This is a genomic window from Pseudomonas sp. MF6751 (assembly GCF_016613265.1).
In the GTDB taxonomy this organism is placed as follows: domain Bacteria; phylum Pseudomonadota; class Gammaproteobacteria; order Pseudomonadales; family Pseudomonadaceae; genus Aquipseudomonas; species Aquipseudomonas fluorescens_BV.
This window is the reverse complement of record NZ_JAENSV010000010.1, coordinates 123,606-149,593: the sequence shown is the minus strand read 5'-3', so window position 1 is coordinate 149,593 and position 25,988 is coordinate 123,606. Positions and strand designations below refer to the sequence as shown.

Genomic DNA, 25,988 nt, shown 5'->3' with positions numbered 1-25,988 from the left:
ATGTAGTGCCAAAATGCGCGAATGTTTAGGAGGGTTACGGACAAGTCGGCCTGCTCGCCAAACTAGTGGCCTTCTGGAACCCGCGTGTTTCCTGGGCTGTAGCGCGGTGGTATTTTTTTGCAAGGGCTTTTTGTTGCCCTTCGCGCATTGCTCAACGCTCAGTCGGGCGACATAATGTAGCCCCTTTTTTCTGCCCCTACATGTGGAAGGTTCCCGTGACTCAGAAGCCCGACCAGTGTCTTGGTGAATGGATCGACCGTGAAGCACTCGCTGAAGCGATGATTCCGCTTATCGGTCAGCTGTACCGCAATAACAATGTGGTGAGCTCGATCTATGGCCGCAGCCTGATCAACCAGTCTGTCATCGCGATTCTCAAAGCGCACCGCTTTGCGCGCCATCGCTCCGCCGACGACAGCGAACTCTCCGTCCACGAAACATTCCCACTGCTCAAAGCCATGAGCGAGCTCAAGCTCGGCGCGGCTTCGGTAGACCTGGGCAAGTTGGCCTACAAATTCCGTAAAGAAGGTGCCGGCCGCACTGCCGAGCAGTTCGTACGTGAAGAAATGGCCGATGTGGTTGGCCAGCAAAACGCTGCCGCCCGCAAAGGCACCGATGTGGTGTTGTACGGCTTTGGCCGTATCGGCCGCCTGCTGGCGCGCATCCTGATCGAGAAAACCGGTGGCGGCGACGGCCTGCGCCTGCGTGCCATCGTGGTGCGCAAAGGCGCCGAGAACGACCTGACCAAGCGCGCCAGCCTGCTGCGTCGCGACTCGGTACACGGCTCGTTCAATGGCACCATCACCATTGACGAAGAAAACAACACCATCACCGCCAACGGTAACCTGATCCAGGTGATCTACGCGAAGAACCCGACTGAGGTGGATTACACCCAGTACGGCATCCAGAACGCCCTGCTGGTGGACAACACCGGCGTATGGCGTGATGCCGAGGGCCTGGGCCAGCACCTGGCTTGCCCGGGTGTCGACCGCGTTGTGCTGACCGCGCCTGGCAAGGGCAAGCTCAAGAACATCGTGCACGGCATCAACCACGCTGAAATCACCGCTGACGACAAGATCGTGTCCGCCGCTTCCTGCACCACCAACGCCATCGTGCCGGTGCTCAAGGCTGTGAATGACAAGTTCGGCATCGTTAACGGCCACGTTGAAACCGTTCACTCGTACACCAACGACCAGAACCTGATCGACAACTTCCACAAGGGCGATCGCCGTGGCCGTAGCGCCGCGTTGAACATGGTGATCACCGAGACCGGTGCTGCCACGGCTGCTGCCAAGGCCCTGCCTGAGCTGGCCGGCAAGCTGACCGGTAACGCGATCCGCGTACCGACGCCGAACGTGTCGATGGCCATTCTCAACCTCAACCTTGAGAAAGCCGCCACCCGTGAAGAGATGAACGAGTACCTGCGCTATATGGCGCTGCACTCCGACCTGCATAAGCAGATCGACTTCGTCAATTCCCAGGAAGTGGTCTCCACCGACTTCGTTGGCTCGCGCCATGCTGGTGTGGTGGACGCCGAAGCGACCATCACCCAGGACAACCGTGTTGTGCTGTACGTGTGGTACGACAACGAGTTCGGCTACAGCTGCCAGGTGGTTCGCGTGATGGAAGACATGGCTGGGGTCAACCCGCCTGCGTTTCCGCGCTAAGCCTTTGCGCTGAATGAAAAAGCCCCGACTGGTTCGGGGCTTTTTTATGCCTGTGGGTTTTGTGGTGTCTGGGAGGGCCTTATCGCAGGCAAGCCAGCTCCCACAGTTGAACTGCATTTACCTGTGGGAGCGGGCTTGCCTGCGATGACGATGGAAAGGTCAACACCTCCATCACTTGAATAGCCTATTGCGCAAACTGTCCGACAGCCCTTTGGGCCCGAGCCAGATACCCAGGTAGGCCTTCGCTAACTCAGCATCTGGGCTGCTGAACACCACCTGCCCATTAATTTCCAGATTCAACCCGCGCCCCGGACGAAAATCCAGGGCATAGCGATCACCGCTGCGAATATCCCGAAAGCGCGCGTGCAGCTTGGCTATCTCCGGGTTCAATCCGGCATTGGCTTGCTGGCGCTCCAAGGTGACGGTGGCCGCCTTGATCACATCATCGCGGTCAATGTCGCGAAAGTAATACAGCGCCAGGCGCACAGCCTTCTGCTGGTCCCAGGCCTGCTTTGCCGGCAGGTCAGCGGGTGCATACAGCGCGGCGGCATACACATCCGCCCAGAGATAGTTGAACACCGCCTGGTTTTTCAGGGCCAGCCCCTCGACCTGTGCGGGGAAGCTTGCCTGCTTGAGCCGCTGTGCATCGTTGGCGTACGCCGTGAGCGACACCATCAGCATCAAACAGAAAAATAGTTGTCGCATAATGGCTCATCCTGAATTCGACGCTGATGTGCGTCCTGTAGTATGGCAACACTGGCCTACGACGCGACCAAGGGTTAATGTTCGCGGCGCTCGGCCTTCTATAGACTGTGCCCCGGTTCACACACTTGAGCCAAATTGTCCTTCATGCTCGCTGGCCGCGGCATGATTTAGCCCGGCGTCCAACCGTACGCCTGGCCTGTTCTGAGGAGTACGCATGGCTGTCTACAACTACGACGTGGTGGTACTGGGTTCCGGCCCAGCTGGAGAAGGTGCGGCGATGAACGCTGCCAAAGCAGGGCGCAAGGTGGCGATGGTCGATAGCCGTCGCCAGGTCGGCGGAAACTGCACCCACCTGGGTACCATCCCGTCCAAGGCGTTGCGTCACTCGGTACGGCAGATCATGCAGTTCAATACCAATCCGATGTTCCGGGCCATTGGTGAGCCGCGCTGGTTCTCGTTCCCGGACGTACTGAAAAGCGCTGAAAAAGTCATCTCCAAGCAAGTCGCCTCGCGTACCGGCTACTACGCCCGTAACCGCGTCGACCTGTTCTTCGGCACCGGCAGTTTTGCCGACGAGCAAACCGTCGAAGTGGTCTGCGCCAACGGCGTGGTCGAGAAGCTGGTGGCCAAGCACATTATCATCGCCACCGGTTCGCGCCCGTATCGCCCGGCGGATATCGATTTCCACCACCCGCGCATCTACGATAGCGACACCATCCTGAGCCTGGGCCATACCCCGCGCAAACTGATTATCTACGGCGCCGGCGTGATCGGCTGTGAATACGCCTCGATCTTCAGTGGCCTGGGTGTACTGGTCGAGCTGGTGGACAACCGCGACCAGTTGCTCAGCTTCCTCGACTCGGAAATCTCCCAGGCGTTGAGCTACCACTTCAGCAACAACAACATCACCGTGCGCCATAACGAAGAGTACGAGCGGGTCGAAGGCCTGGACAACGGGGTGATCCTGCACCTCAAGTCCGGCAAGAAGATCAAGGCCGACGCCTTGCTGTGGTGCAACGGCCGTACCGGTAACACCGACAAGCTGGGCATGGAAAACATCGGGGTCAAGGTCAACAGCCGTGGCCAGATCGAAGTGGATGAGAACTACCGCACCTGCGTGCCGAACATCTACGGCGCCGGTGACGTGATCGGCTGGCCAAGCCTGGCCAGTGCCGCCCATGACCAGGGCCGCTCGGCCGCTGGCAGCATTGTCGACAATGGCAGCTGGCGCTACGTGAACGACGTGCCGACCGGGATTTACACGATTCCAGAGATCAGCTCGATCGGCAAGAACGAACACGAACTGACCAAGGCCAAGGTGCCTTACGAAGTGGGCAAGGCGTTCTTCAAGAGCATGGCGCGTGCGCAGATTGCCGGTGAGCCGCAAGGCATGCTGAAAATTCTGTTCCACCGCGAAACCCTGGAAGTACTTGGCGTGCATTGCTTCGGCTACCAGGCCTCGGAGATCGTGCACATCGGCCAGGCGATCATGAACCAGCCGGGTGAGCAAAATACCCTCAAGTATTTCGTCAACACCACCTTCAACTACCCGACCATGGCCGAAGCCTATCGGGTAGCGGCCTACGACGGCCTCAACCGGCTTTTTTGAGCGGCTCCGGCCGGTGGCCTGAGCCGGCCGGGGAGACCGATTTCAGTAATTCTCGAGGGTGGCAGTGGCCAAACCGGGAAAGTCTGTAATCAGGCTATCTACGCCGAAGTCGGCGAGCCTGCGCATCAGCGCAGGTTCGTTGACTGTCCACACGGACACATGCAAGCCCTGGCGCTGGGCTTTTTCCAGCCGCTCGGGGGTGCACAGCGTCCAGTTCAATGCCAAATACTCACAGCCGTAGTTCTGCGCGACCTTCAGCGGGTCGAGCCAGGCATATTCGGCGACCAGCCCGCGTGACAGGTCCGGGGTGAGTTCCACGGCGGCCTTGAGCACTTCCCGCGAGCTTGACGTGACCGTGACCTTGTCCATCAAGCCAAAGCGCACAGCCATTTCGCGAATCGCCAGCACAGTGGTGGCGGCACGGGTGCGCGAGGCGCTTTTGACTTCCAGTTGCCAGTGATCGAAGTCGCACTGTTCGAACAACTCCTCCAGGCGTGGAATAGGGCAGGGGCTTACCCAGCCTGGGCCGCCTTTGCGCGCGTCCATCTTCACCAGGTCAGCCGCCGAGTACTCGACGACCTTGCCGCGCCGGTCGGTGGTGCGCTTGAGGGTCGGGTCGTGGATGACCATCAACTCGCCGTCCATGGACAGGTGCAAGTCCAGCTCGCAGCGACGTACGCCGTGTTTGAGACATTCCTGAAAACTGGTCAGGGTATTTTCCGGTGCTTCGCCTTTGGCACCGCGGTGGCCGTAAATCAGGGTCACAGTTGCTCCTTTGCGCCAGGATGGCTGGCGTCGTGAATACGCATTCAGAGGTCTTCGCTTTGTTCTCGCGCCAGGCGGCGTTCCTGGGCCTGTTTCTGCAGGATATAGCGCGCCAGCAGTTGGCGTTGGGCGTCGGTCATGGACTCGAACTCCGTGCCCACATCAAAGCCGTCGCCCTTGGGGTCGCAATGGGTCACCCGCGCGCGCAGCAACAGGCCGAGCGCCTGGGGCATCAGCACCAGCTTGACCGCCAGGTGAGTGTCGGCGGCCAGCGGTGTCGGGTGCTGGAAGTCGATGCCGCCCTCGGAGAGGATCACCGGTTGCGGCGCCCCCACCTCGTTCAGCAAGCCGCGAGCCATGACCTGGCTGAGCAGATCCAGGCGTTTGTTCTGCACTTTGAGGAAGGCCGCCAGGCTGCGGTCTTTCTCGCTGATCTGGCGCAGCAGGTGCTGGGCTTCGAATTCGCTCAAGTGCAGCTCGCTGAGCAGATTGAACAGCGGTGAATCATCCAGCAACACTTCCTTGCTCGCCGCGTCGGGGCCCGACAGGGGTTTGATTTGAAGTGCGATCATGTCGTCGATACGGTAGTATTCGCGGCGCTCTTCTTCATCTAATGTCGACATGGCGAACCCCAGGTAACGGTAATGGTCTGAGTGTAAAGCTGCTGACCAGACCCCGCCACCGGGACGTCTTCTTTTCCTCCGAACAAGCCCCGACATGTTCAGACCTCTCTTCGTATTTATCGGCACGCGTTATACCCGTGCAAAGCGTCGCAATCATTTTGTGTCGTTCATTTCCTTGACCTCGATGATCGGTCTCGCCCTGGGCGTGGTCGTGATGATCGTGGTGCTGTCGGTGATGAATGGCTTCGATCATGAGATGCGCACCCGCGTGCTGGGCATGGTGCCCCACGCGACCATCGAGGGCGATGCGCCCATCAACGACTGGCAAAGCCTGGCCGCCAAGGTCCAGCAGAACCCCAAGGTGGTGGCGGTAGCGCCGTTTACCCAGATGCAGGGGTTGCTGACCAATGACGGCAAAGTGCAGAAAATCCTGCTCAACGGCATCGACCCGGCCCAGGAGCGCAACGTCTCGATCATCGACAAGTTCATGTTGCAAGGTAAGCTCGACGAGCTGTCGCCGGGCAGCTTTGGCATCGTCATCGGTGACAAGGCCGCAGCCAAGCTGGGCGTAGGGGTTGGCGACAAGCTGACCTTCGTCGCCCCGGAAGTCACCGTGACCCCGGCCGGCATGTTCCCGCGCATGAAGCGCTTTACCGTGGTGGGCACCTTCCACGTCGGCGCTGGCGAGATCGACGGTTACATCGGCCTGACCAACCTCACCGACCTGGCCCGCCTGCATCGCTGGCAGCCCGACCAGGTGCAGGGTCTGCGCCTGAAATTCAACGACCTGTTCGATGCGCCGCGCGGCGCCTGGGAAATTGCCCAGCACCTGGGTGAGACCGAGTATTACGCTCGCGACTGGACCCGCACCCACGGCAACCTATACCAGGCTATCCGCATGGAAAAAGCCATGATCGGCCTGTTGTTGTTGCTGATCGTCGCCGTGGCGGCCTTTAACATCATCTCCACGCTGGTGATGGTGGTGAACGACAAGAAGGGCGACATCGCCATCCTGCGTACGTTGGGCGCCACGCCGGGGCAGATCATGGCGATCTTCATGGTGCAGGGCACCGTGATCGGCGTGGTTGGCACCTTGATCGGCACGGCGGTGGGCATTCTGGCCGCGCTGAACGTCAGCGCCGCCATCGCCCTGCTTGAAAAGGTGATCGGCCACAAGTTTCTCAACGCCGACGTCTACTTCATCGATTACTTGCCGTCCCAGGTGCAAACCCAGGACGTGCTGATGGTGGGCGGCGCTGCGTTGGTCCTGAGCTTCCTTGCCACCCTGTATCCAGCCTGGCGCGCGGCACGTACCCAGCCAGCACAGGCATTACGTTATGAGTGAATCGGGCATGAGTGAAAAAGCAATCCTGAGCTGCCGCAACCTGGGCAAATCCTACGAGGAAGGCCCGGAGTCGGTGGTGGTGCTGTCCAACCTGCAGCTTGAACTGCACCCTGGCGAGCGTGTGGCGATCGTCGGCAGTTCCGGTTCCGGCAAGAGTACCTTGCTCAACCTGCTGGGCGGCCTCGATACGCCGTCCCAAGGCAGCGTATGGCTGGCCGGTGAAGAACTCTCGGCCTTGAATGAAAAGGCCCGCGGTCAACTGCGCAACCGCTCGTTGGGCTTTGTGTACCAGTTCCACCACTTGCTGCCGGAATTCACCGCCCTGGAAAACGTGTGCATGCCGCTGTTGATCGGCAAGACCGCGATTCCTGAAGCGCGTCAGCGTGCCACGGCCTTGCTCGAGCGCGTCGGCCTCGGCCACCGCCTGGAGCACAAGCCAGCGGAGTTGTCCGGTGGTGAGCGCCAGCGCGTGGCGATTGCTCGTGCCCTGGTGAACAACCCGGGCCTGGTGATGCTCGACGAGCCGACCGGCAACCTCGACTCCCACACCGCGCAGGGAATCAAGGACTTGATGCTGGAGTTGAGCACCCAGATGCGCACCGCGTTCCTGGTGGTGACCCATGACATGAGCATGGCCCGGCAGATGGACCGCGTACTGCATTTGCAGGAAGGTCATCTGGTCGCTATCTGATCTGTTGCAAGCCCGGTTTTTTGAGGCCGGGCTTTTTCATTTTTCCAACGGTGCCCGCGAATGTTCAGACCGTTATCGATTTTTATCGGCACGCGCTATACCCGCGCCAAGCGCCGCAACCGTTTTGTCTCGTTTATCTCGATGACCTCGATGATCGGCCTCGCCCTGGGCGTATTGGCGATGATCGTGGTGCTTTCGGTAATGAACGGCTTTCAGCGTGAAATGAGCTCGCGCATCCTCGGCATGGTGCCCCACGCCACCATCGTCGGCGTAAAGCCGATTGATGATTGGCAGCCGGTGGCCGCCGCCGCGATGAAGAATCCGCAAGTCACCGCCGCTGTGCCCTTCACCCAGATGGATGGCATGTTTTCCTATAAGGGCGCGATGCAGCCCATCGAGATCAGCGGCGTCGACCCGGCTCAGGAAGGCAAGGTGTCGATCGTGGCCCAGCACATCGTGCGCGGCAAACTCGACGACCTCAAACCCGGCGAGTTCGGGGTGGTGGTCGGTGATATCACTGCGCGGCGTTTTCGCCTGAACGTGGGCGACAAGCTGACCCTGATCGTGCCGGAGCTCAGCAGCGCCCCGGGCGGTATCACCCCGCGCATGCAGCGCCTGAATGTGGTGGGCATCTTCAAGGTCGGCGCCGAGCTGGATGGCTCCATGGCCCTGATCCACATGGCCGACGCCGCTGAAATCCAGCATTGGCAGCCCAACCAGGTGCAAAGCGTGCGCCTGGCGGTGAAGGACTTGTATGCAGCGCCGAAAGTCTCGGCGGATATCGCCGCCAGCCTGGGCGCGGCTTATAAGCCGGATGACTGGACCCACACCCAGGGCAGCCTGTTCAGCGCGATGAAAATGGAAAAGACCATGATCGGCCTGCTGTTGCTGATGATCGTCGCCGTGGCGGCGTTCAACATCATCGCCACCTTGATCATGGTGGTGAACGACAAGGGCGCGGACATCGCCATCCTGCGTACCATCGGCGCTACACCTCGGCAGATCATGGCGATCTTCATGGTGCAGGGCACCGTGATTGGCGTGGTCGGCACCTTGATCGGCGGCGTGCTGGGGGTGATTGCGGCGCTGAACGTGAGTGAGCTGGTGGGCTGGCTGGAGCGGGTGAGCGGGCAGCATATCTTCAGTTCGGATGTGTATTTTGTCAGCAACCTGCCTTCGGAGCTGCAAGGTGGGGATGTGTTGCTGATTTGCTCGGCGGGGTTTGTGTTGAGCTTCTTGGCGACGATTTACCCAGCGTATCGGGCGGCGAAGATTGAGCCGGCGCATGCGCTCAGGTATTCGTAACCTTTAGGACCGCTATCGCAGGCAAGCCAGCTCCCACATTGCGACTGTATTCACAGCTCAAATTGTGGGAGCTGGCTTGCCTGCGATAGGCATAGGTATCTACATAACTCTGTTAGCTCAACGGTAACCACGATGCGAAGCGAGCCGCTCTTGATCTTGATCTGCTTTTGATCTTAGGCGCCCCGTTAAACCACGCTGGCCGGAATTCGACAGGGATTTGGGGGGTAAACCGGCAGGGATGCCGGTTTAGCCGCCCCGCGCCATGGATGGCGCGTGGCGGCGGCCCCCCAAATCACTGGCGGATTACGGGCACACCGAGCCTAGGCGAGGTGCCGAGTGGTGGGGCAAGAGCGTTTTGCTTACTTTGCCGCTTTTGCAAAGTGAGCCGCCGTCAGGGCGGAACCCTAAGTGGCCGTTACCGCAGGAATGGATATGTACACGGTCCAACTGTGTTGACTGTCAGGCCGTCTTCGCAGGCAAGCCAGCTCCCACATTGGATCGCGGGGCATCAGTTATATCTGTGTCGGCTGCCAGGCCGTCACGGGAGCAAGCTCCCTCGCCACAGATTTAGCGTCGTGCCGAAGTTGTGTAGATACCTATGCTGCGATAGGGCCGGCCCAGCTTGCATCAATCTCCCTTGGGCAACTCAATCACAAACCTTGTCCAGCCCGCCTGCGACTCACAATAAATCCTCCCGCCATGCGCCCGCACAATCGACTGGGTAATCGCCAACCCCAGCCCCGCATGTTCACTGCTGCCTGCGCGCCTCGACGGGTCGGCTCGGTAGAAACGGTCAAACAGCCTCGGCAGTAACGGCGCAGGAATGCCTTCCCCGCTGTTCTCAACCGTCAGTGTCACGCCGCTCTCGATCCGCACCCGCACTTCACCGCCTGGTGGCGTAAAGCGCAGCGCGTTATCCAGCAAGTTCGACAGGGCCCGGCGCAACATGCCGCGGTCGCCCATGCTATGGGCGCTGCCTTCGCGCACCAGCCTCACCTGTGCGTCCTCCGCCAGCAGGGTAAAGAACTCCAACAGTGCGTCGACCTCATCGCCCAAGTCCAGGGATTCACGGGTGGGCATCAGCAAGCCGTGGTCAGCTTTGGCCAGGTAAAGCATGTCGTTGACCAGTTGCGCCATCCATTGCAGCTCTTCCAGGTTGCTGTGCAGCGCCTCGCGGTAATCCTCCAGCGGGCGCGGCTGGGTGAGGATGACCTGGGTCTGGGTCAGCAGGTTGGACAGCGGCGTGCGCAGTTCGTGGGCAATATCTGCGCTGAAGGCGGACAGGCGCTGGAACGCATCATCGAGGCGGGCCAGCATGGCGTTGACGGCCTGGGCGAGCTCCGCCAGCTCCACCGGCATTTGCGCTTGGGGTAAGCGTTGCGTCAGGGAGTGGGCGGAGACGCTGGCCGCCACTTCGCCCATGCGCCGCAGTGGTCGCAAGCCACTGCGTGCAGCCCAGGCGCCGAGCAGGGCAGTGGCCAGGGCCGAGAGGCCGACGGTCAGCCAGATCAAGCGCTGCATGCGTTGCAGAAAGTGCTGGTGGTGGGTGATGTCGAGGATCAGTGTCAGCTGTGGCGAATCCAGTTGGCTGGGCGTCAAGGGTGCAATGAATACGCGGTAGTCGGTGCCTGCGTATTGCAGACTGTGCAGGCCGGGCGCTTGGGGCAAGGGAAGGTGTGGCGCGCCGTCCAGCCAACGTTGCCCAGCTCCGGTGATGCGCAAGGCGAGGTCGGGCTGGTGATCGAGTTCGGCGCGCAGTTGAGGGGTTCGTTGGGCGAGGTCTTCCGGTGAGGCGACACCCTGCAAGATGCTGCGCAGGGCCACCAGTTTGCTTTCGAGCTGTTGCTGGTCCAGCTCCATGAAGTGCGCCTCGCTGGCCCGGTTGAACAACACCCCGGCGATCAACGAGACCACCGCCGTGCAGGCGGCAAACAGCAGCGCCAGGCGGCTGGTCAGGGACAGGCGCTTGATCACGTGAACCGTTCCTCCAGCACGTAACCCATGCCGCGTACGGTGTGGATCAGTTTGTTGGGGAAATTGTCGTCGACTTTCAGGCGCAGGCGGCGAATGGCGACTTCGATGATGTTGGTGTCGCTGTCGAAATTCATGTCCCACACCTGGGAGGCAATCAGCGTCTTGGGCAGCACTTCGCCCTGGCGGCGTAGCAGCAGCTCCAGCAGGGCGAACTCCTTGGCGGTGAGGTCGATGCGCTGGCCGCTGCGCTCGACGCGGCGGCGGATCAAGTCCAGGCTCAGGTCGGCCAGTTGCAGCGTGGTCTCCTGCGGCGTGCTGCTGCCACGGCGCAACAAGGTGCGCACCCGCGCCAGCAGTTCTGAAAACGCGAAGGGTTTGACCAGGTAATCGTCGGCGCCCAGCTCCAGGCCATGCACTCGGTCTTCTACGGCATCGCGAGCGGTGAGGAACAGCACCGGGATGTCCAGGCCGGCACTACGCACCGCCTGCAGGATTTGCCAGCCATCGCGGCCGGGCAGCATCACATCGAGGATCAACAAGTCATAGTCGCCCGTCAGTGCCAAGTGTTGGCCACTGGTGCCGTCGGCCACCAGTTCGGTGGTAAAGCCCGCTTCGGCCAGGCCCTGGCGCAGGTAATGACCGGTTTTGGGTTGGTCTTCGACGATCAGCAGTTTCATGTAGGGCTCTTGGTCAAGGTGGACGCCGGCCTTTATACCCTGGGCTCCGGGGTATGGGCGCAAGCTGACAAAGTTGTAATCTAGCAGTCAGCTGGCTGGCAGCGAGGCCATCTTAAAGTGTTGCCCAAGCTGGATACCTATTTTGGAGAGTGAAAGATGGCGTTGCGTACACCCCAGTTATTGGCGGGCTGCCTGTTGGCGTTGAGTTTCAATGCACTGGCGGATGCGACTCACACCTACGCGTTCGGCCAGCCGGCCCCGGCGCATAAAGCCACGCGCACCGTTGAAGTCACGCTGCGGGACATTGCCTTTGAGCCCAAGTCCCTGGACGTCAAGGCCGGTGAAACCGTGCGCTTCGTGCTGGTCAACAAAGGCCAGTTGCTGCATGAGTTCAACCTGGGCGACGCGGCCATGCATGCCGCCCACCAGAAAGAGATGTTGCAGATGCAAGCCAGTGGCATGCTCACCGCCACCGGCATGGGCAAGATGGATCACAGCGCCATGGGCCACGGCGACATGGGCGGCATGAAGCACGACGATCCCAACAGCGTGTTGGTGGAGCCGGGCAAGACGGCCGAGCTGACCTGGACGTTCAAGCAGGCCACAGGCCTTGAGTTTGCCTGCAACCTGCCCGGGCATTACCAGGCGGGCATGGTCGGCAAACTGACCGTTGAGTGAGGCGTTTGTTAAGGGCGCGAGCAAAGGCTGGTAGACTGGCGCGGTTTATTTAGCCAGGTTTCCGCCATGCATCCCGCAGCCGAACATTCGCCGCTGGGCAAGTCCAGTGAATACATCAGCACCTACACGCCTTCGTTGCTGTTTCCGATTCCACGCGCCGCCAAGTGGGCCGAGCTGGGCCTGAGCGCCGAGACCCTGCCGTACAAGGGCGTGGACTTCTGGAACTGCTTCGAACTGTCCTGGTTGTTGCCCTCGGGCAAGCCGGTGGTGGCCATCGGTGAGTTCAGCATTCCGGCCGACTCGCCGAACATCATCGAGTCCAAGTCGTTCAAGCTGTACCTCAACTCGCTGAACCAGACCGCGTTTGCCGATACGCAAAGCCTTGAAGCCACCTTGCGCACCGACCTCAGCGCTGCGGCCGGCAAGCCAGTGAGCGTGCGCATTCGCAGCCTGGCCGACATCGAGGCAGAAGGCGTGATGGCGTTGCCGGGCGTGTGCATTGACGGCCTGGATATCAACGTCAGCAGCTACGAACACCCGCGCCCGGAACTGCTGCGTTGCGATGATTCGCGCGTGGTGGAGGAGAGCGTGCACAGCCACCTGCTCAAATCCAATTGCCCGGTGACCAGCCAGCCTGACTGGGGCAGCGTGGTGGTGGAATACCGCGGTGCGGCGCTGGATCACGCCAGCCTGCTGGAATATATCGTCAGCTTTCGCCAGCACTCGGACTTTCATGAGCAGTGTGTGGAGCGGATCTTCCTGGACTTGCAGCGCTTGCTCAAGCCAGAGAAGTTGACGGTGTATGCACGGTATGTACGCCGGGGGGGGTTGGATATCAATCCTTACCGCAGCACTGAAAATACCCAGTTCCTGAACGTGCGCCTAGCGCGTCAGTAAGCCTTCATACAAAAAAGTGTGGGAGCTGGCTTGCCTGCGATTGCGATCTTTCAGTCATTCATCAAGTGACTGATACACCGCTATCGCAGGCAAGCCAGCTCCCACATTTGGTTTTGTGTTTGGCTTGGGCTCGTGTTAGATGCCGATATTGCCAAGGGTCAGCACGATATTGCGCAACGTCCCGGCAATGCCTGGATGGTCCAGTTCAAAACCTTCCACTGCCCGGTTCACATCGTCAGCGATGCTGGGCGTCTGGGTGGCCGGTTCCATTTTCAGCTGGACTTCGAATTTGGCGATCAACTCTTCCAATGCTTGACGTTTCTCGGCGGGCAACTCGGGATGATTCTCCAGTTGCTCACGCACAATATCGGCCTGCTGTTGTAACTTCTCGCGATCAGGCATGACGTTCTTTCCTTTTATCGATAGGCACTGGCATAGACCGCGGCGCACCGCGAAAGGTCTACGGGCTGACCTGTAGATTAATCCACTGGGGCCAACTGTGCATGATCTCGATCAGGGCTTCTCGCCCTTGAGCTGGCGCAGGCGGATGTCGGCCAGGCAGGTGCCGAGTTCGCCGAGATGGTCGATCACCGAGTGCACGCCCAGGCCATAGAGCGCCACTGTGGCCTTGCCGCGCTTGTGTTCGCGTTGCTGCTCGGTCAGCGCCTGCCATTGCCGGGGCGACAGGCCGCAGAGCGAACCGCAGGAGGCCAGACCGATGGTCCACAAACCGGCATTCAGGCCCGATTGCAGCAGACGCGGCTCGCCGCTGACCAGTACGCAGCCTTCCAGACGTTCGATGTTCAACTCCATCAGCGCTTGCCAGCAGGCGTGGGGCGCAGGCCAGCGAATGGAGGAGGGCGAGGCGGCCTTTAGCCAGCCAGGCAGGCCGGCGCAGAGTGGCGTGGTCACGGCGGGAGGCAGTTCGTCCAGCCAGGCGCAGGGCACGCCTTGTTCTTTGAGGCTGCGCAGGATTTTCAACGCGCCTGGCGTGGCCTCGGCGTCGGCGCAAGGTGAGTCGGTGCGGGCCAAGGAACCAAAATCCACCAGGCAGCCACTCAGGCCAAATAACACGGCGGTCAATGAGGGGGCGGCGGCGACGGCAATCTCGGCGTGTGGCATCTGAACGTCCCTGAAATAGCTGCCACGCTATCGGGGCGGCATGACAAGGGGATGACACTGTCGATATTTGTAGGAATTTTGTGCATTTTCCCTAAGACGATTCTAGGTAGCTGCCTAAATCGACACTTCCGTCATATACTGACAGCCTTATTCAGGGCATAGCGCCCATGACAGACCATTCAAGGAGCAAAAGCTATGCGCTGGAGCCAGTACTTCGCTCAGCTATCGGTGTGTGCCACCATCCTGTTGGCACCTTTCGCTGCCCAAGCGGCCTCGGAAGATGACCCGTGGGAAAGTGTCAACCGCCCCATCTTCACCTTCAACGATACCGTTGACACTTATGCCCTCAAGCCAATTGCCCAAGGCTATCAGTTCGTTACCCCACAATTTGTGCAGGACGGCGTTCACAACTTCTTCCGCAACATCGGTGATGTCGGCAACCTGGCCAACAACGTGCTGCAGCTCAAGCCGCACAACGCAGGCGTCGACACCGCCCGCCTGTTGGTTAACACCACATTTGGCGTACTGGGCTTTATCGACGTCGGCACCAAAATGGGGCTGCAGCGCAGCGACGAAGACTTCGGCCAGACCCTCGGCTACTGGGGCGTGGGCAGTGGCCCGTACGTGATGATCCCGTTGCTGGGCCCAAGCACCTTGCGTGATGCGCCGTCCAAATACGTCGACAGCTACACCCAACCGTACCGCTACATGAACGACATCGGCTGGCGTAACAGCACCTTCGGCCTCAACGTCGTTGACGTGCGCGCCAGCCTGCTCGACAGCGAAAAGCTGATCAGCGGCGACAAGTACACCTTCATTCGTAACGCTTACCTGCAGAACCGCGAGTTCAAGGTCAAGGACGGCAAGGTCGTTGACGACTTTTAAGCTGTGACGTTTTGAAATGAAAAAGGCGACCTTTGTAAGGTCGCCTTTTTTGTGCGCGCTTTTCAGCGCATTTTCAAAATCTTCAAGCCTAGTTGCTGCTCGTCTCCGGCCGCCTTGGTCCACACCACCTCTGTATCGGCCTCAAGGCCTTTGAGGGCCGCGTGCTCTGAATCAATGCGCACGGTCAGCAGGTCGCCCACAGTGAACTGGCGAGGTGCCTGCACCTGCATGCCGGAACTGGAGAGGTCCACGCAGGTACCGGCAATCTCCTGCCCGGCATGGATCAAAGACACATCGGCATCTATTCGCATGCGGATGAAATCGCGTTTTTCGGCGTAGTCGCGCTCGTGCTCGCTCACAGCATCCATCCTTACTTTGCGTTGTGGTTGTGAGGGTTCTTATAACTCCCGGTGATTTGCGGTGTAAAGACGCCCGGCGACCATCGGCATGAGCTTGAAACCCCTCACGGATGGGAGTACCGTCTGCGCCTTAGAAGGGCACCTCTGCTTTACCGTTGTGCATGGGCCAAATCCCAATGCTTTGTAGGACAGAGAGGCTAGAAAGCGAATCCAGTACGTGAGCCCGGCCATTGCCGAGCCGCCTACGCCAACCTAATTCTGGCGCCGTTTGCCCACATGCAAAAAACCAGTGCCACGCTGCTGATTATCGATGACGACGAAGTAGTGCGCGCGAGCCTCGCGGCCTACTTGGAAGACAGTGGCTTCAGCGTCCTGCAGGCCAGTAATGGCCAACAGGGTCTCCAGGTATTCGAGCGCGACAAGCCCGACCTTGTGATCTGCGACCTGCGCATGCCCCAGATGGGCGGCCTGGAGCTGATTCGCCAGGTGACCGACCTTGCCCCGCAAACGCCGGTGATTGTCGTGTCCGGTGCCGGTGTCATGAACGATGCCGTTGAAGCCTTGCGCCTGGGCGCCGCCGATTACCTGATCAAGCCCCTGGAAGACCTGGCCGTGCTGGAGCACTCGGTGCGCCGCGCCCTGGACCGTGCACGCCTGCTCCTGGAAAACCAGCGCTACCGCGAAAAGCTCGAGACCGCCAACCGCGAACTCGAAGCCAGCCTGAACCTGCTGCAGGAAGACCAGAACGCCGGTCGCCAGGTGCAGATGAATATGCTGCCGGTGAGCCCCTGGACGATTGACGAATTCACGTTTGCCCACCAGATCATCCCGTCGTTGTACCTGTCGGGTGATTTTGTCGACTATTTCCGTGTCGATGAGCGCCGCGTGGCGTTCTACCTGGCCGACGTTTCCGGCCACGGCGCGTCTTCTGCCTTTGTTACCGTGTTGTTGAAGTTCATGACCACACGGCTGTTGTTCGAGTCCAAGCGCAATGGCACCTTGCCGGAGTTCACTCCCTCCGAGGTGCTGGGCCACATCAACCGGGGCCTGATCAGCTGCAAGCTGGGCAAGCACGTAACGATGGTCGGCGGCGTGATCGACGAAGAAACCGGTCTTTTGACCTACAGCATTGGCGGCCACCTGCCGATGCCTGTTTTGTACACTCCTGACAGTGTGCGCTACCTGGAAGGGCGTGGCCTGCCCGTAGGCTTGTTTAACGAAGCCACCTACGAAGACCACATCCTGGAACTGCCGCCGACCTTCAGCCTGACGCTGATGTCCGACGGTATTCTGGACCTTCTTCCAGAGCCTACACTCAAAGAGAAAGAAGCCGCCTTGCCCCAAAAGGTCAAGTCGGCGGGCGGCAGCCTGGATGGCCTGCGGCAGGTTTTTGGATTGGCCACACTAGGGGAGATGCCGGATGATATCGCCCTATTGGTGTTGAGCAGGAATCTTTGATGAGTACCGGAAGAATCCAATTCGCCGAGCAAGACGGGACCTTCGTCCTGAAGTTTGTCGGTGAAGTGCGCCTGACCTTGTGTTCGGCCCTGGATGCGACGATCGAGCGGATCTTCACCGCGCTGAACTTCTCGGCGATCGTGATCGACCTGACCGAAACGCGCAGCATCGATAGCACCACCCTGGGCCTGTTGGCCAAATTGTCCATTCTGTCGCGGCAGAAGGTCGGCCTATTGCCGACCGTGGTCACCACCCACGAAGACATCACCCGTCTGTTGCAATCCATGGGCTTTGACCAGGTGTTCAACATCGTTGACCGCCCCATCCCGTGCCCGGAATGCCTCACCGACCTGCCGTCCCAGGACCAGTCCGAGGAAGTGGTGCGGGTCAAGGTGCTGGAAGCGCACAAGATCCTGATGGGCTTGAATGAGTCCAACCGCGAAGCCTTCCACGACCTCGTCAACGCCCTCGAGCGGCACTGACGGCCTCCCTGCCCAAACATACACACACAGTCCAATGTGGGAGCTGGCTTGCCTGCGATTACGCAGTGTCAGTCGATGAAGTGTTGGCTGGCCCACCGCTATCGCAGGCAAGCCAGCTCCCACACTGGACGGCGGTGACACCGAGGCAAAAAAAGGGCGACACCCTCACAGGTGCCGCCCTTTTTGCCGCTATCTGCCTTTACAGCTTGGCCGACAACAACGCCTCCAGTTTCTCCTGGTCCCGAGCAAACTGACGAATCCCCTCCGCCAGCTTCTCAGTCGCCATCGCGTCCTCGTTGGACTCCCAACGGAACTGCGCTTCAGTCATATGCACACGGGCTTCACCGGCATGGCCTGGCGCCAATTTGCGCTCCAGCTTGCCTTCATCGGCTGCCAGCTTCTCCAACAGGTCCGGGCTGATGGTCAGGCGATCACAACCGGCCAGTTCCTCGATCTGGCTGAGGTTACGGAAGCTCGCACCCATCACCACTGTTTTGTAGCCGTTAGCCTTGTAGTAGTTATAGATGCGCGTCACCGACTGCACGCCCGGGTCATCGGAACCGGTGTAGTCGTTGCCGTTGGCCTTCTTGTACCAGTCGTAGATACGGCCTACGAATGGCGAAATCAGGAACACACCCGCTTCGGCACAGGCGACGGCCTGGGCGAAGGAGAACAGCAGCGTCAGGTTGGTCTGGATGCCTTCTTTTTCCAGCTTCTCGGCCGCGCGGATGCCTTCCCAGGTGGAGGCGATCTTGATCAGCACGCGGTCGCGGCTGACGCCGGCTTTGTCGTACAGGTCGATCAGACGGTGCGCACGCTTGAGAATAGCGGCCTCGTCGAACGACAGGCGCGCATCCACCTCAGTGGAAATACGGCCCGGCACTACTTTGAGAATCTCTTGACCCACCGCCACCGCAAAGCGGTCACTGGCCAGGCCCACATCGCCGTTGCAGTCCTGCACACACTCATCCAGCAGCTTGGCATAGCCAGGAATCGACGCAGCCTTGAGCAGCAGGGAAGGGTTGGTGGTCGCGTCTTGCGGCTTGAGCTTGGCGAGGGTGGAAAAATCGCCGGTATCGGCTACGACGGTGGTGAATTGCTTGAGTTGTTCCAGCTTGGAAGTCATGGGCGTGCTCTGTCCTGTGGGTCTAGTGACATTACCCGAGCGCTGGCAGGCGCTCAAGGGCGCAAATGCGATAGGTCGTTTGCGAGGGCAATAACCTGGAAACGGCCGTTTGAATTACCGGCCGTGGTGCTCGATTGGAGGGCAAAATCGCAGCTAGGTTCAACCGGATTCCACCCGTCCTGCGCCACCGGTTTCAAGCCAGTTGATAAAGGTGATATCAGTGTTTTGAAGTTGTGAAAAGTTTATTTTCCAGCTCTTTAGTTGTTGCTGTTTTTACTTGTGCTATACCTGACTGGCAAGCGCTAACTTGGGCCGATAAAAACTCTGATGACATAACTGTCTGCGGTGAAGTGCGTGTGTGCCTGTTTATTAAAATCTGCTTGTTCGTTAGTTTGAAAGCAAAGGAGAGATGTAATGAAACGGAATATATCAACACTATTCGCCGCCCTCGGTTTTATTTGTTCAACAACGGTATTTGCCGATGTGACGGTACAGCAGGCCCTCAGCGCCGGTTGTTACGATACCCAGGAAATGCGTGGCATCATTGACACTGCCAAGGCTGGTAAACCCATGGGGAGCCGCACCCTGGAAAAGGAAAACGAACTGACCTCATCCTACGGCGGCAAGATCACCGATACCCGAGTGACTGCGCCTGCCACCTGGGTGTACCGCGCGTATGAGAGCGCGGACACCAACAATTGGCACGTCCAGAAACTCAAGGCCGGGGTGATCTACTCCAAGGCGCAGAACGACCTGGACAAATACGTCAAAGGAGGCGGCACACCCCAAGAGTACTGGGCCATCGATGGGCCTGACCTACACGCGCTGGGTTTCAACGGTGCCACCTACACGACAATGCGACTGCTCGCCTTACAGTCCAGCGACACCCCGAAAAGTCAGTTCGTGAGTTTTGCACTGGACTACGCCACCACCGGAACTTTTGGCGACGCCGTGTATGCACTGCAAGTAAACCCGAACTCACCCATTCTGGGGTTGGTTAACTGCAAAACGCCAGGTGGTGAAGTTCAATTTCAAATACTCGGCGGCACCACATTCAACACGCTTTACCGAAAAGTCAGGACCGATACAGATTGGAAAAGGTATAACCGCGACACCGACCAATGGGTAACTGTGCCCAAAGGAACAGTGCCGGAAAACTAAGCAACAGTGCAGCAAGGGCCGGCAGCACCTGCCGCGCCCTTGCAATCACCGCTAAATATGTGGGAGCTGGCTTGCCTGCGATAGCGCCGGTACACCCAATGAGCACTTGCCTGACACTCGACCAATCACCGCCCCTCCAACAACGTCCCCGCCTGATCCAGCAACGCCAACGGATCCGCCGCCTTATGAATATCCACCGACAACAACTGCCTGAACTTGCGCGCCCCTGGAAACCCCGTGCCCAACCCCAACACATGCCGAGTAATGTGATGCATCGTCCCACCACTGGCCAAATGCTCAGCAATATAAGGTCGCAACTGCGCCAACGCCTGCGCCCGACTGATCACCGGGGCCTCACTACCAAACAACCGCTGGTCCACCTCCGCCAACAGATACGGATTGTGATAAGCCTCCCGCCCCAGCATCACCCCATCAAACGTCTGCAAATGCTCCTGACACTGCTCCAGCGTCTTGATCCCACCATTGAGATTAATCTCCAACTCCGGAAAGTCCCGCTTCAACTGCGCCGCCACGTCATAACGCAACGGCGGAATGTCCCGGTTCTCCTTGGGCGACAACCCCTCCAGAATCGCAATCCGCGCATGCACGGTAAAGCTGGTGCAACCGGCATCCTTCACCGTCCCGACGAAATCACACAGCTCGGCATAACTGTCCCGGCCGTTGATCCCGATACGATGCTTCACCGTCACCGGAATCGACACCGCATCGCGCATCGCCTTTACACAGTCCGCCACCAGGGCAGGGTGCGCCATCAGGATCGCGCCGATCATGTTGTTCTGCACCCGGTCGCTGGGGCAGCCGACGTTCAGATTCACTTCGTCGTAACCCGCGGCTTCGGCCATGCGGGCGCAGGCGGCCAGATCGGCAGGGACACTGCCGCCCAACTGGAGGGCCAGCGGGTGCTCGGCTTCGTTGTGGCGTAGGAAGCGCTCGTGGTCGCCGTGGAGGATAGCGCCGGTGGTGACCATCTCGGTGTAGAGCAGGGCGTGCTTGGAGAGCAGGCGTAGGAAGAACCGGCAGTGGCGGTCGGTCCAGTCCATCATGGGGGCAACGCTGAAGCGCCGAGACAGTGCGGGGCTTGATTCTGCTGGGCTAAAGCTTTGTTTATCTAGCATTTTACTCAACGTGTTCTAGGCGTGTTTTGGGGCGTTTTCAGGCGTTTTTCAGGTCTCGGTGGTACGATGTACCACTTCAAAACTGACGCGTACCACTTTCGATATGGCGACTATCAGGGCAAGAAAACTGGCGGATGGGACTGTGAGCTACACGGCTCAGATCCGCATCAAGCGCGACGGAGTGCAAGTCTACCAAGAGAGCCAGACCTTCGCCCGAAAACAGGCCGCGCAGGCTTGGGCGCGTAAACGCGGAGCGGAGCTGGATGAACCTGGTGCGATCGAGCGCGCAAACCGCAAGGGTGCCACGCTCAAAGAAATGACTGATCGATACCTGGTCGAAGTTGAGAAAGCCAAGCCGCTGGGCAAAACCAAGCGCGGCACGCTCAATGCGATTGGTGAGACTTATCTGGGCAAGTTGACCGATACGGATATCAACACCCAGTGCCTGGTCGATTACGCACTTTGGCGAATGAGCGCGGACGGCGGCGGTGTTCAGCCACAGACCGCCGGCAATGACCTGGCGCACCTCGGCGCAGTGCTGGCAATTGCCAAAGACGCATGGGGCTACGAGGTCGATCCGCTCGCCATGGGCGGTGCGCGGCGTGTGTTACGCAAGCTGGGCTACAACCTGAAAAGCCGTGAGCGTGACCGCCGGCCGACACTCGATGAACTGGGACGTGTGCTGACGCACTACCAGGCCATGCAGGCGAGGCGGCCGACCGTCATATGCATGCTGAAGGTTGTGGGCTTTGCCCTGTTCTCCACCCGCCGGCTCGATGAGATCACCCGAATTCGCTGGGCAGACCTCGACGAGGCCGGCCAGCGAGTGCTGGTGCGTGACATGAAAAACCCAGGGCAAAAGATCGGCAACGATGTTTGGTGTTACCTGCCGGATGAGGCGTGGCAGATCGTCCAGACAATGCCGAAGGCCGGCGACGATATATTCCCATACAGTCCTGAGTCGATTTCCACTTCTTGGACGAAAGCCTGCAAGTTTCTGGAAATCCAGGACCTGCACTTCCACGACCTTCGACATGAAGGCATCAGCCGCCTGTTTGAAATGAGCTGGGATATTCCGCGTGTGGCGAGTGTTTCCGGCCATCGGGATTGGAATTCGATGCGGCGATACACCCACCTGCGGGGCAAGGGGGATCGTTATTTGGGATGGGAGTGGCACGACAAGATATTGAGGGCGCCCGTCCAACTGGGCGCCGCATCAATGAAATGGCTCAAAAGGCGTGTTTTAACCCGTTGAGCTGGTTGTGCTCTTTAACTGCGGCGGCGCGCTGCAGGTCGAGATAGGCCGCCAGGTCGGAAAGGTGAATGCCCTTCGCCGATTTCTGGCTCCGCTCTAAGCGTGTGATGGGCAATTTGATCTGACCACTCATCACCTTGCGCTGCAACATGTCAGGCGTCAGATGCGTGAAGTAATCCCGGCACACCAGCTCCAGCGGGATAATCGCCTGTCCGTCGTATTGGGCCATAAGAATGAAGGCTGTATTCATCGGATCTCTCCAAGCAGAGTCTTATGCTCTGCGGGTTTTGCGCTGTCGCCTTGGACCTCGCAGACAAACCGATGCCGCTTTTGGTTGGGGGCCGTCAGCGCCTCTGTTAGCCCAGATAAGGCGTCGGCGCATTGCTCATAGGCGGTAGAGCCGCTCCAGCTATCAGCCCTCACCACCTGGCAATCCGTACGGGTCGCATCCGCGCACAGGTAAAGCAAAAGGAATACGGTCATGGTGCATTCCCCGCGCCGCAGTTCGGGCAGTCATCGAAGCGCTGACGCTCGCTGAGGAAACGCCCGCAACCTTCGCAGTTGAGTCGGTCGTTGCAGATGCGGTTGCGCGGGCGCTTGAGCTTGGGCAGCTTGAGGGCGACGGAGCGCATTGCCAGCTTGTGGTCGAGCAGCGCAGCCCGGACCACCGGCCGTGAACGCTCGACGATGTATCCGCCTGGCCAAAGCTCAAAGCCTTGGGCCAAGTACTCAGCGGCATCTGCAGCCCCTGGATGGATGGCGTCTTCCAGATTGCCTGTTGGACCTCTGCCTCCGCGCCACACCAGATCATTGCCGTCCCACTCGCGTGTGTAGGCCACATAAACGCGGCCGTCTTCGTTGCGGTAGGCCTCAGCCTCTGATTTGGTGAGGTACTGGCAGTCAACCCCGACCTCTGCCCTGGTGCGAACGTACTCCACTGGCCAGGGCAGGTCGGTTTCGCGGCATTCGTACTGCTTGAGCGCTGGTTCGCGGTTGAACTGCTCAGCCTCGTTGAGGTTCGACGTATAGCCGCCACCCTCGCGCCAGAACATGGCCCTGCTGCCGACATTGCTGCGGCTGTCCTGCAAAAAGAATTGGTCAGACATGACTAACCTCCTGCTGCGCTAGGCTCAGAGCAATAGCTACCGGCTGCACCCAAACCGACACATTGCTCAGCATGAACGTCTCACCAGCTTCGGAAAGCAGAAGGGTCGTGCCGAACACATCCGCCATCGCCCTTGCTGCTGCGCGCGGCACCGCGTTGCCTATCCGCTCCCGATGGTGTCCGTCGTTGAGGCCGTCCAGCCGGAAGACCCCCGCCTGTTCGATCTTGCGAACGCGCTGCATCCGTTCGATCTCATGGGCGGTCTGCGGGTCTGCTGACCAATGGTCCTCTGGGTCAAATAGCGATTGCAGCGCCGCCAGCTCCAAGGTCGTGAAGGGCCGGTGCCAGGTGCCGTCGAGGCTTGTGATCATGCAGGTCAGGCGGTCGTTGGGCGCCGGCATGCGCTGATCGGCAACTGACCACCGGCCATTGTCGTGACAGGCGCTGGCGGACACTGCGCCGGCCGGCGTGTTGTAGTCGACCACTCCATAGTGCCCGCCGGTCAGATACGCATCGCCCTTGGAGCGCGACATGCCCGGGCGCGGATCTGCGATCGATAAAGCACCGCTTGCGACCTGCTGCGAGCCAGTCACGGTTTTAGCGTTCTCGCACCAGGGCGTGATCCGCAGCTTTTGGGTGCTGGCGTTCGGGTGCCAATTTTTATAAGCAGGATCTGCCACGGCGAAAGCGCCTTGCCCGGTGGTGCTGCCGGCGATGACGGTGCCGGCCGGCTTGCTGTAGTCGGTGACCAGGTACTTGCCGAAGCCCTTGGACGGTTGTCGAGGGTCGGCCACCGCCTGCCCGCCGGAGCTGGGGCCATGCCCTGCGGTGACAGTGCCGGCACTTTGGTCGTTGCGAACTACCCGGAACACGTTATTGTGCCGCTCGCCGCTCATGCGCGGGTCTGCAACGCTGAATGTCCCTTGCCCAGGGCTGCGTTGGCCTGTGACCACACCGCAGTGGCGGTTGTAGGGCAGCACGCCGTATTGGGTGTATTCAAACTTGGTGGTGGGCCGAGGGTCCGCAACGGAAAATTTGCCGTTGGTTGGGCTCGACCGGCCGGCGACAGTGCCGGCGGTGTCCTGCCAGTCGTGCACCCCCATATAACCCGCGCGATATTCCGGCACGATCACGAAGTCGCGCAGGTAACCATCCTCGATCGCAAACCGGCTCAGACTGCGCCAATCCTTCCCTGCCTCTACCAGGGCAAGGCGTACCCAAGTTTTCCACTGCAACGCCGGCACCCGGTGCATCGGCCCTGCCTGATCGATATCGCCGGCCAGGGGCATGCGGCTCAGCACATCACCGACAGCGCGCAGGCTGCGCTTTTCAGGTTCGTACAAGAATGCCGGAACCTGCTCGACGTGCCTGGCCACAAGCAAGAAACGCTTCCGACTCTGTGCCAACCCGCCGATTTCGCCACAGTCGTGGGTAGTTTCCGCCACCGCGTAGCCGTAATGGCGGAGCAGCTTGGTGATCTGGTCCAGCAGGTAGCGGCCACGGGTCGCCAGGCGCGGCACGTTTTCGAACACGATCAGCTTCACCGGTTGGTGCTTCCAGGCTTCGCACATCAGCCACACACACCGCAACGTCAGCTCGTTGAGCGCCCGGTACTTGGGTGTTTGGCTCATCGTCTCGGAAAGCAGACCGGACGCGCCCTTGCAGGGGCTGCTGATGAACACTGCGTCCGGATCTTCATTGCCGGCGGCGCGGCGCAGATCCTCGGCGGTAGCTTCTATCCAGCCAGCTGGTGGCTGCTGGCCGTGGAAAGCTGTGTATTGCTCGCGGGTGAACAGATCCATCAACGTGCCAGGTACACCGGTCATCATCTGGAAGTCTCGAAGGCCGGCCGGATCGACGTCGACGCCGCCCAGGCAGCGCCATTCAGCTTGCACAGTGCCCAGGACAGGCTTGGAGTCGCTGAAGCCAGCGGCGCCGCTGCCGAGGCCGCAGCAGAGGTGGAAGTGGGTGAGGGTACGTTTAAGCATGGTGCTTCTCCTTTCAAGCAGTGGGGGAGTTGCAGCTCCCCGAGACCCGCCTGTGTTGTGTATCAGTGCGCGTATCGACGCGGTTTGTTCTGTCTGGCCGCTTCACGCTCAGCCATGAAAGCCGCCCATTCCGCCGTTTTGGTCTGTTGGCGAATACGGCTACATGCCTGGTGTTTGCGGGTGGAGCGTGCTTTGCCGCAGATATCGCAGCGGCTGGGCAGGTCAAGCCGATGGCTTGCCATGGTCGGACGCTCGCGTTCAGGGCCAAGGTGCTTAGGCATTGTTTACAGCCCTCCCATAACCATGCGTGTGAGTGCATTGGGCTGACCTTCGGGCGTCAGTTTATCGAGGGGCTGCGTAACGCTGCGGCCGTTGGCCGCGCGCAGGGTGGCAACGTTGCCTTCGATTCCTACGATCACGCCCGTATGTGCGCTAAGGCGATATTCTCGGCCACCGCCGCTCATTGCGACGTAGCTGACCTCGTCGCCGACAGCGAGCTGTGTTGTGGTAGCCTCTGCGGTGCCGCCTTGGGGTTGATTCACTTGCATGGTGCTTCTCCTTTGGGTGGTCGGTGGCGAGGGGTTGCAGCCCTTCGCCACCACCTTCTTACTGGCTTTCGCCGGTTGGGTTTTGCTTGCGCACCAGGTGCAGCAGCAGGTTTTCATACTCAATAAATTCATCCGTTTGCGACTGCCATTCCAGCACTGCCTGGATTTGCTCGCGGCTGCACTCCAGTACCAGTAACTCTCTCTCAGTCTTCGCACGGACCTCTAGAATGGTGATCAGGCCGGCCGGGTCGTACGCTTCGGCATGGACGATTTTCGCGGGCCGGGTGAACCAGGCTTTCAGCTCTTTTATGTGCCGCAGGCGATTGCTTACGCCGTCTGGGCCGTCACCGGTGATGACTTGTACGTGCATGGTGCTTCTCCTTTGGGTGGGTCAGACGTTGCAGCGCCTGACAGGTATTGCCGCTGATGA

At 60.0% G+C, this 25,988-nt stretch carries 27 protein-coding genes; 12 read left to right on the top strand and 15 right to left on the bottom strand.

The genetic code is table 11. The features are described 5' to 3' along the window. The first annotated feature begins 200 nt into the window (after positions 1-200). Positions 201-1,664 carry a glyceraldehyde-3-phosphate dehydrogenase gene (locus JJD66_RS11720; protein WP_032873405.1) on the top strand — a complete coding sequence of 488 codons (1,464 nt, stop codon included), beginning with the start codon at positions 201-203 and terminating at the stop codon, positions 1,662-1,664. Between the two features lie 171 nt (positions 1,665-1,835). On the opposite strand, the gene JJD66_RS11715 is transcribed toward JJD66_RS11720, so the two are convergent. After that, on the bottom strand, positions 1,836-2,369 hold the full coding sequence (locus JJD66_RS11715) for a chalcone isomerase family protein (RefSeq protein WP_200648199.1): 534 nt from the start codon (positions 2,367-2,369) through the stop codon (positions 1,836-1,838). Positions 2,370-2,583: 214 nt separating this feature from the next. Between JJD66_RS11715 and sthA the strand changes: the two genes are divergently transcribed. Beyond that, positions 2,584-3,978 carry a Si-specific NAD(P)(+) transhydrogenase gene (sthA, locus tag JJD66_RS11710; RefSeq protein ID WP_003189670.1) on the top strand — a complete coding sequence of 465 codons (1,395 nt, stop codon included), beginning with the start codon at positions 2,584-2,586 and terminating at the stop codon, positions 3,976-3,978. 42 nt (positions 3,979-4,020) lie between these two features. Here sthA and JJD66_RS11705 read toward each other — a convergent pair whose 3' ends face one another. After that, positions 4,021-4,743 carry a glycerophosphodiester phosphodiesterase gene (locus tag JJD66_RS11705; RefSeq protein WP_014717518.1) on the bottom strand — a complete coding sequence of 241 codons (723 nt, stop codon included), beginning with the start codon at positions 4,741-4,743 and terminating at the stop codon, positions 4,021-4,023. 44 nt (positions 4,744-4,787) lie between these two features. Then, a complete protein-coding gene (locus JJD66_RS11700) occupies positions 4,788-5,366 on the bottom strand; it encodes a PilZ domain-containing protein (RefSeq protein ID WP_054899069.1) in 579 nt (192 codons plus the stop codon). Positions 5,367-5,460: 94 nt separating this feature from the next. On the opposite strand from JJD66_RS11700, the gene JJD66_RS11695 reads away from it, so the two are divergent. From JJD66_RS11695 to JJD66_RS11685, 3 genes are read left to right on the top strand one after another with little or no spacing between them, the layout of a single operon-like run. Then, positions 5,461-6,711 (top strand): lipoprotein-releasing ABC transporter permease subunit, encoded by a 1,251-nt coding sequence (locus JJD66_RS11695; RefSeq protein WP_034126653.1) that lies wholly within the window; start codon positions 5,461-5,463, stop codon positions 6,709-6,711. A 7-nt stretch (positions 6,712-6,718) separates the two neighbouring features. Next, complete coding sequence (gene lolD, locus JJD66_RS11690; RefSeq protein ID WP_019818240.1) at positions 6,719-7,402, top strand: lipoprotein-releasing ABC transporter ATP-binding protein LolD; 684 nt, start codon at positions 6,719-6,721, stop codon at positions 7,400-7,402. A 60-nt stretch (positions 7,403-7,462) separates the two neighbouring features. Further along, the gene (locus JJD66_RS11685) at positions 7,463-8,707 is read left to right on the top strand and encodes a lipoprotein-releasing ABC transporter permease subunit (RefSeq protein WP_014717521.1); all 1,245 of its coding nucleotides are present in this window, start codon (positions 7,463-7,465) and stop codon (positions 8,705-8,707) included. Between the two features lie 627 nt (positions 8,708-9,334). Here JJD66_RS11685 and JJD66_RS11680 read toward each other — a convergent pair. Both JJD66_RS11680 and JJD66_RS11675 read right to left on the bottom strand, forming a co-directional pair. Continuing rightward, entirely contained in the window at positions 9,335-10,681 is a 1,347-nt protein-coding gene (locus JJD66_RS11680; RefSeq protein ID WP_200648198.1) for a heavy metal sensor histidine kinase, read from the bottom strand. Continuing rightward, positions 10,678-11,358 (bottom strand): heavy metal response regulator transcription factor, encoded by a 681-nt coding sequence (locus tag JJD66_RS11675; protein WP_020302902.1) that lies wholly within the window; start codon positions 11,356-11,358, stop codon positions 10,678-10,680. The genes JJD66_RS11680 and JJD66_RS11675 overlap by 4 nt, the downstream gene beginning before the upstream one ends. 156 nt (positions 11,359-11,514) lie before the next feature. On the opposite strand from JJD66_RS11675, the gene copI reads away from it, so the two are divergent. Both copI and queF read left to right on the top strand, forming a co-directional pair. After that, entirely contained in the window at positions 11,515-12,036 is a 522-nt protein-coding gene (copI, locus tag JJD66_RS11670) for a copper-resistant cuproprotein CopI (protein WP_105226178.1), read from the top strand. A gap of 66 nt (positions 12,037-12,102) precedes the next feature. Further along, complete coding sequence (gene queF / locus JJD66_RS11665; protein WP_198714787.1) at positions 12,103-12,933, top strand: NADPH-dependent 7-cyano-7-deazaguanine reductase QueF; 831 nt, start codon at positions 12,103-12,105, stop codon at positions 12,931-12,933. A 135-nt stretch (positions 12,934-13,068) separates the two neighbouring features. Here queF and JJD66_RS11660 read toward each other — a convergent pair whose 3' ends face one another. Next, positions 13,069-13,335 (bottom strand): DUF4404 family protein, encoded by a 267-nt coding sequence (locus tag JJD66_RS11660; RefSeq protein ID WP_057975699.1) that lies wholly within the window; start codon positions 13,333-13,335, stop codon positions 13,069-13,071. Positions 13,336-13,446: 111 nt separating this feature from the next. Beyond that, the gene (locus JJD66_RS11655) at positions 13,447-14,055 is read right to left on the bottom strand and encodes an HAD family phosphatase (RefSeq protein WP_200648197.1); all 609 of its coding nucleotides are present in this window, start codon (positions 14,053-14,055) and stop codon (positions 13,447-13,449) included. Positions 14,056-14,250: 195 nt separating this feature from the next. On the opposite strand from JJD66_RS11655, the gene JJD66_RS11650 reads away from it, so the two are divergent. Continuing rightward, positions 14,251-14,940, top strand: coding sequence for an MlaA family lipoprotein (locus JJD66_RS11650; RefSeq protein WP_003189688.1), 690 nt, complete (start codon positions 14,251-14,253; stop codon positions 14,938-14,940). A 62-nt stretch (positions 14,941-15,002) separates the two neighbouring features. Here the strand turns inward: JJD66_RS11650 and JJD66_RS11645 are convergent, their stop codons facing one another. Then, entirely contained in the window at positions 15,003-15,299 is a 297-nt protein-coding gene (locus JJD66_RS11645) for a PilZ domain-containing protein (protein WP_105226181.1), read from the bottom strand. A gap of 276 nt (positions 15,300-15,575) precedes the next feature. Here JJD66_RS11645 and rssB point away from each other — a divergent pair, with 276 nt between their 5' ends. Further along, positions 15,576-16,757: a two-component system response regulator RssB gene (gene rssB / locus JJD66_RS11640; protein WP_054899086.1), complete on the top strand. Its 1,182-nt coding sequence runs from the start codon at positions 15,576-15,578 to the stop codon at positions 16,755-16,757. After that, positions 16,757-17,239: an anti-sigma factor antagonist RssC gene (gene rssC, locus JJD66_RS11635; protein WP_003172602.1), complete on the top strand. Its 483-nt coding sequence runs from the start codon at positions 16,757-16,759 to the stop codon at positions 17,237-17,239. Before rssB ends, rssC begins: the two co-directional genes overlap by 1 nt. A 199-nt stretch (positions 17,240-17,438) precedes the next feature. Here rssC and tal read toward each other — a convergent pair whose 3' ends face one another. Continuing rightward, on the bottom strand, positions 17,439-18,365 hold the full coding sequence (gene tal / locus JJD66_RS11630; RefSeq protein ID WP_003189693.1) for a transaldolase: 927 nt from the start codon (positions 18,363-18,365) through the stop codon (positions 17,439-17,441). A 414-nt stretch (positions 18,366-18,779) separates the two neighbouring features. Here tal and JJD66_RS11625 point away from each other — a divergent pair, with 414 nt between their 5' ends. Continuing rightward, a complete protein-coding gene (locus JJD66_RS11625) occupies positions 18,780-19,526 on the top strand; it encodes a hypothetical protein (RefSeq protein ID WP_200648196.1) in 747 nt (248 codons plus the stop codon). Between the two features lie 125 nt (positions 19,527-19,651). Here JJD66_RS11625 and dusA read toward each other — a convergent pair whose 3' ends face one another. Continuing rightward, positions 19,652-20,662, bottom strand: a complete 1,011-nt coding sequence (gene dusA / locus JJD66_RS11620; RefSeq protein WP_200648195.1) for a tRNA dihydrouridine(20/20a) synthase DusA — start codon at positions 20,660-20,662, stop codon at positions 19,652-19,654. 103 nt (positions 20,663-20,765) lie between these two features. On the opposite strand from dusA, the gene JJD66_RS11615 reads away from it, so the two are divergent. Then, positions 20,766-21,917 carry a site-specific integrase gene (locus JJD66_RS11615; protein WP_200648194.1) on the top strand — a complete coding sequence of 384 codons (1,152 nt, stop codon included), beginning with the start codon at positions 20,766-20,768 and terminating at the stop codon, positions 21,915-21,917. On the opposite strand, the gene JJD66_RS11610 is transcribed toward JJD66_RS11615, so the two are convergent. From JJD66_RS11610 to JJD66_RS11590, 5 genes are all read right to left on the bottom strand, one after another. Further along, on the bottom strand, positions 21,892-22,167 hold the full coding sequence (locus tag JJD66_RS11610; RefSeq protein ID WP_122484411.1) for a pyocin activator PrtN family protein: 276 nt from the start codon (positions 22,165-22,167) through the stop codon (positions 21,892-21,894). The genes JJD66_RS11615 and JJD66_RS11610 overlap by 26 nt on opposite strands. A 229-nt stretch (positions 22,168-22,396) precedes the next feature. Beyond that, the gene (locus JJD66_RS11605) at positions 22,397-23,023 is read right to left on the bottom strand and encodes a hypothetical protein (RefSeq protein WP_200648193.1); all 627 of its coding nucleotides are present in this window, start codon (positions 23,021-23,023) and stop codon (positions 22,397-22,399) included. Next, the gene (locus JJD66_RS11600; RefSeq protein ID WP_200648192.1) at positions 23,016-25,010 is read right to left on the bottom strand and encodes a DNA cytosine methyltransferase; all 1,995 of its coding nucleotides are present in this window, start codon (positions 25,008-25,010) and stop codon (positions 23,016-23,018) included. The genes JJD66_RS11605 and JJD66_RS11600 overlap by 8 nt, the downstream gene beginning before the upstream one ends. Before the next feature lie 284 nt (positions 25,011-25,294). Beyond that, complete coding sequence (locus JJD66_RS11595) at positions 25,295-25,558, bottom strand: hypothetical protein (RefSeq protein WP_200648191.1); 264 nt, start codon at positions 25,556-25,558, stop codon at positions 25,295-25,297. A gap of 58 nt (positions 25,559-25,616) precedes the next feature. Further along, positions 25,617-25,928: a hypothetical protein gene (locus JJD66_RS11590; RefSeq protein WP_200648190.1), complete on the bottom strand. Its 312-nt coding sequence runs from the start codon at positions 25,926-25,928 to the stop codon at positions 25,617-25,619. Positions 25,929-25,988 lie beyond the last annotated feature (60 nt).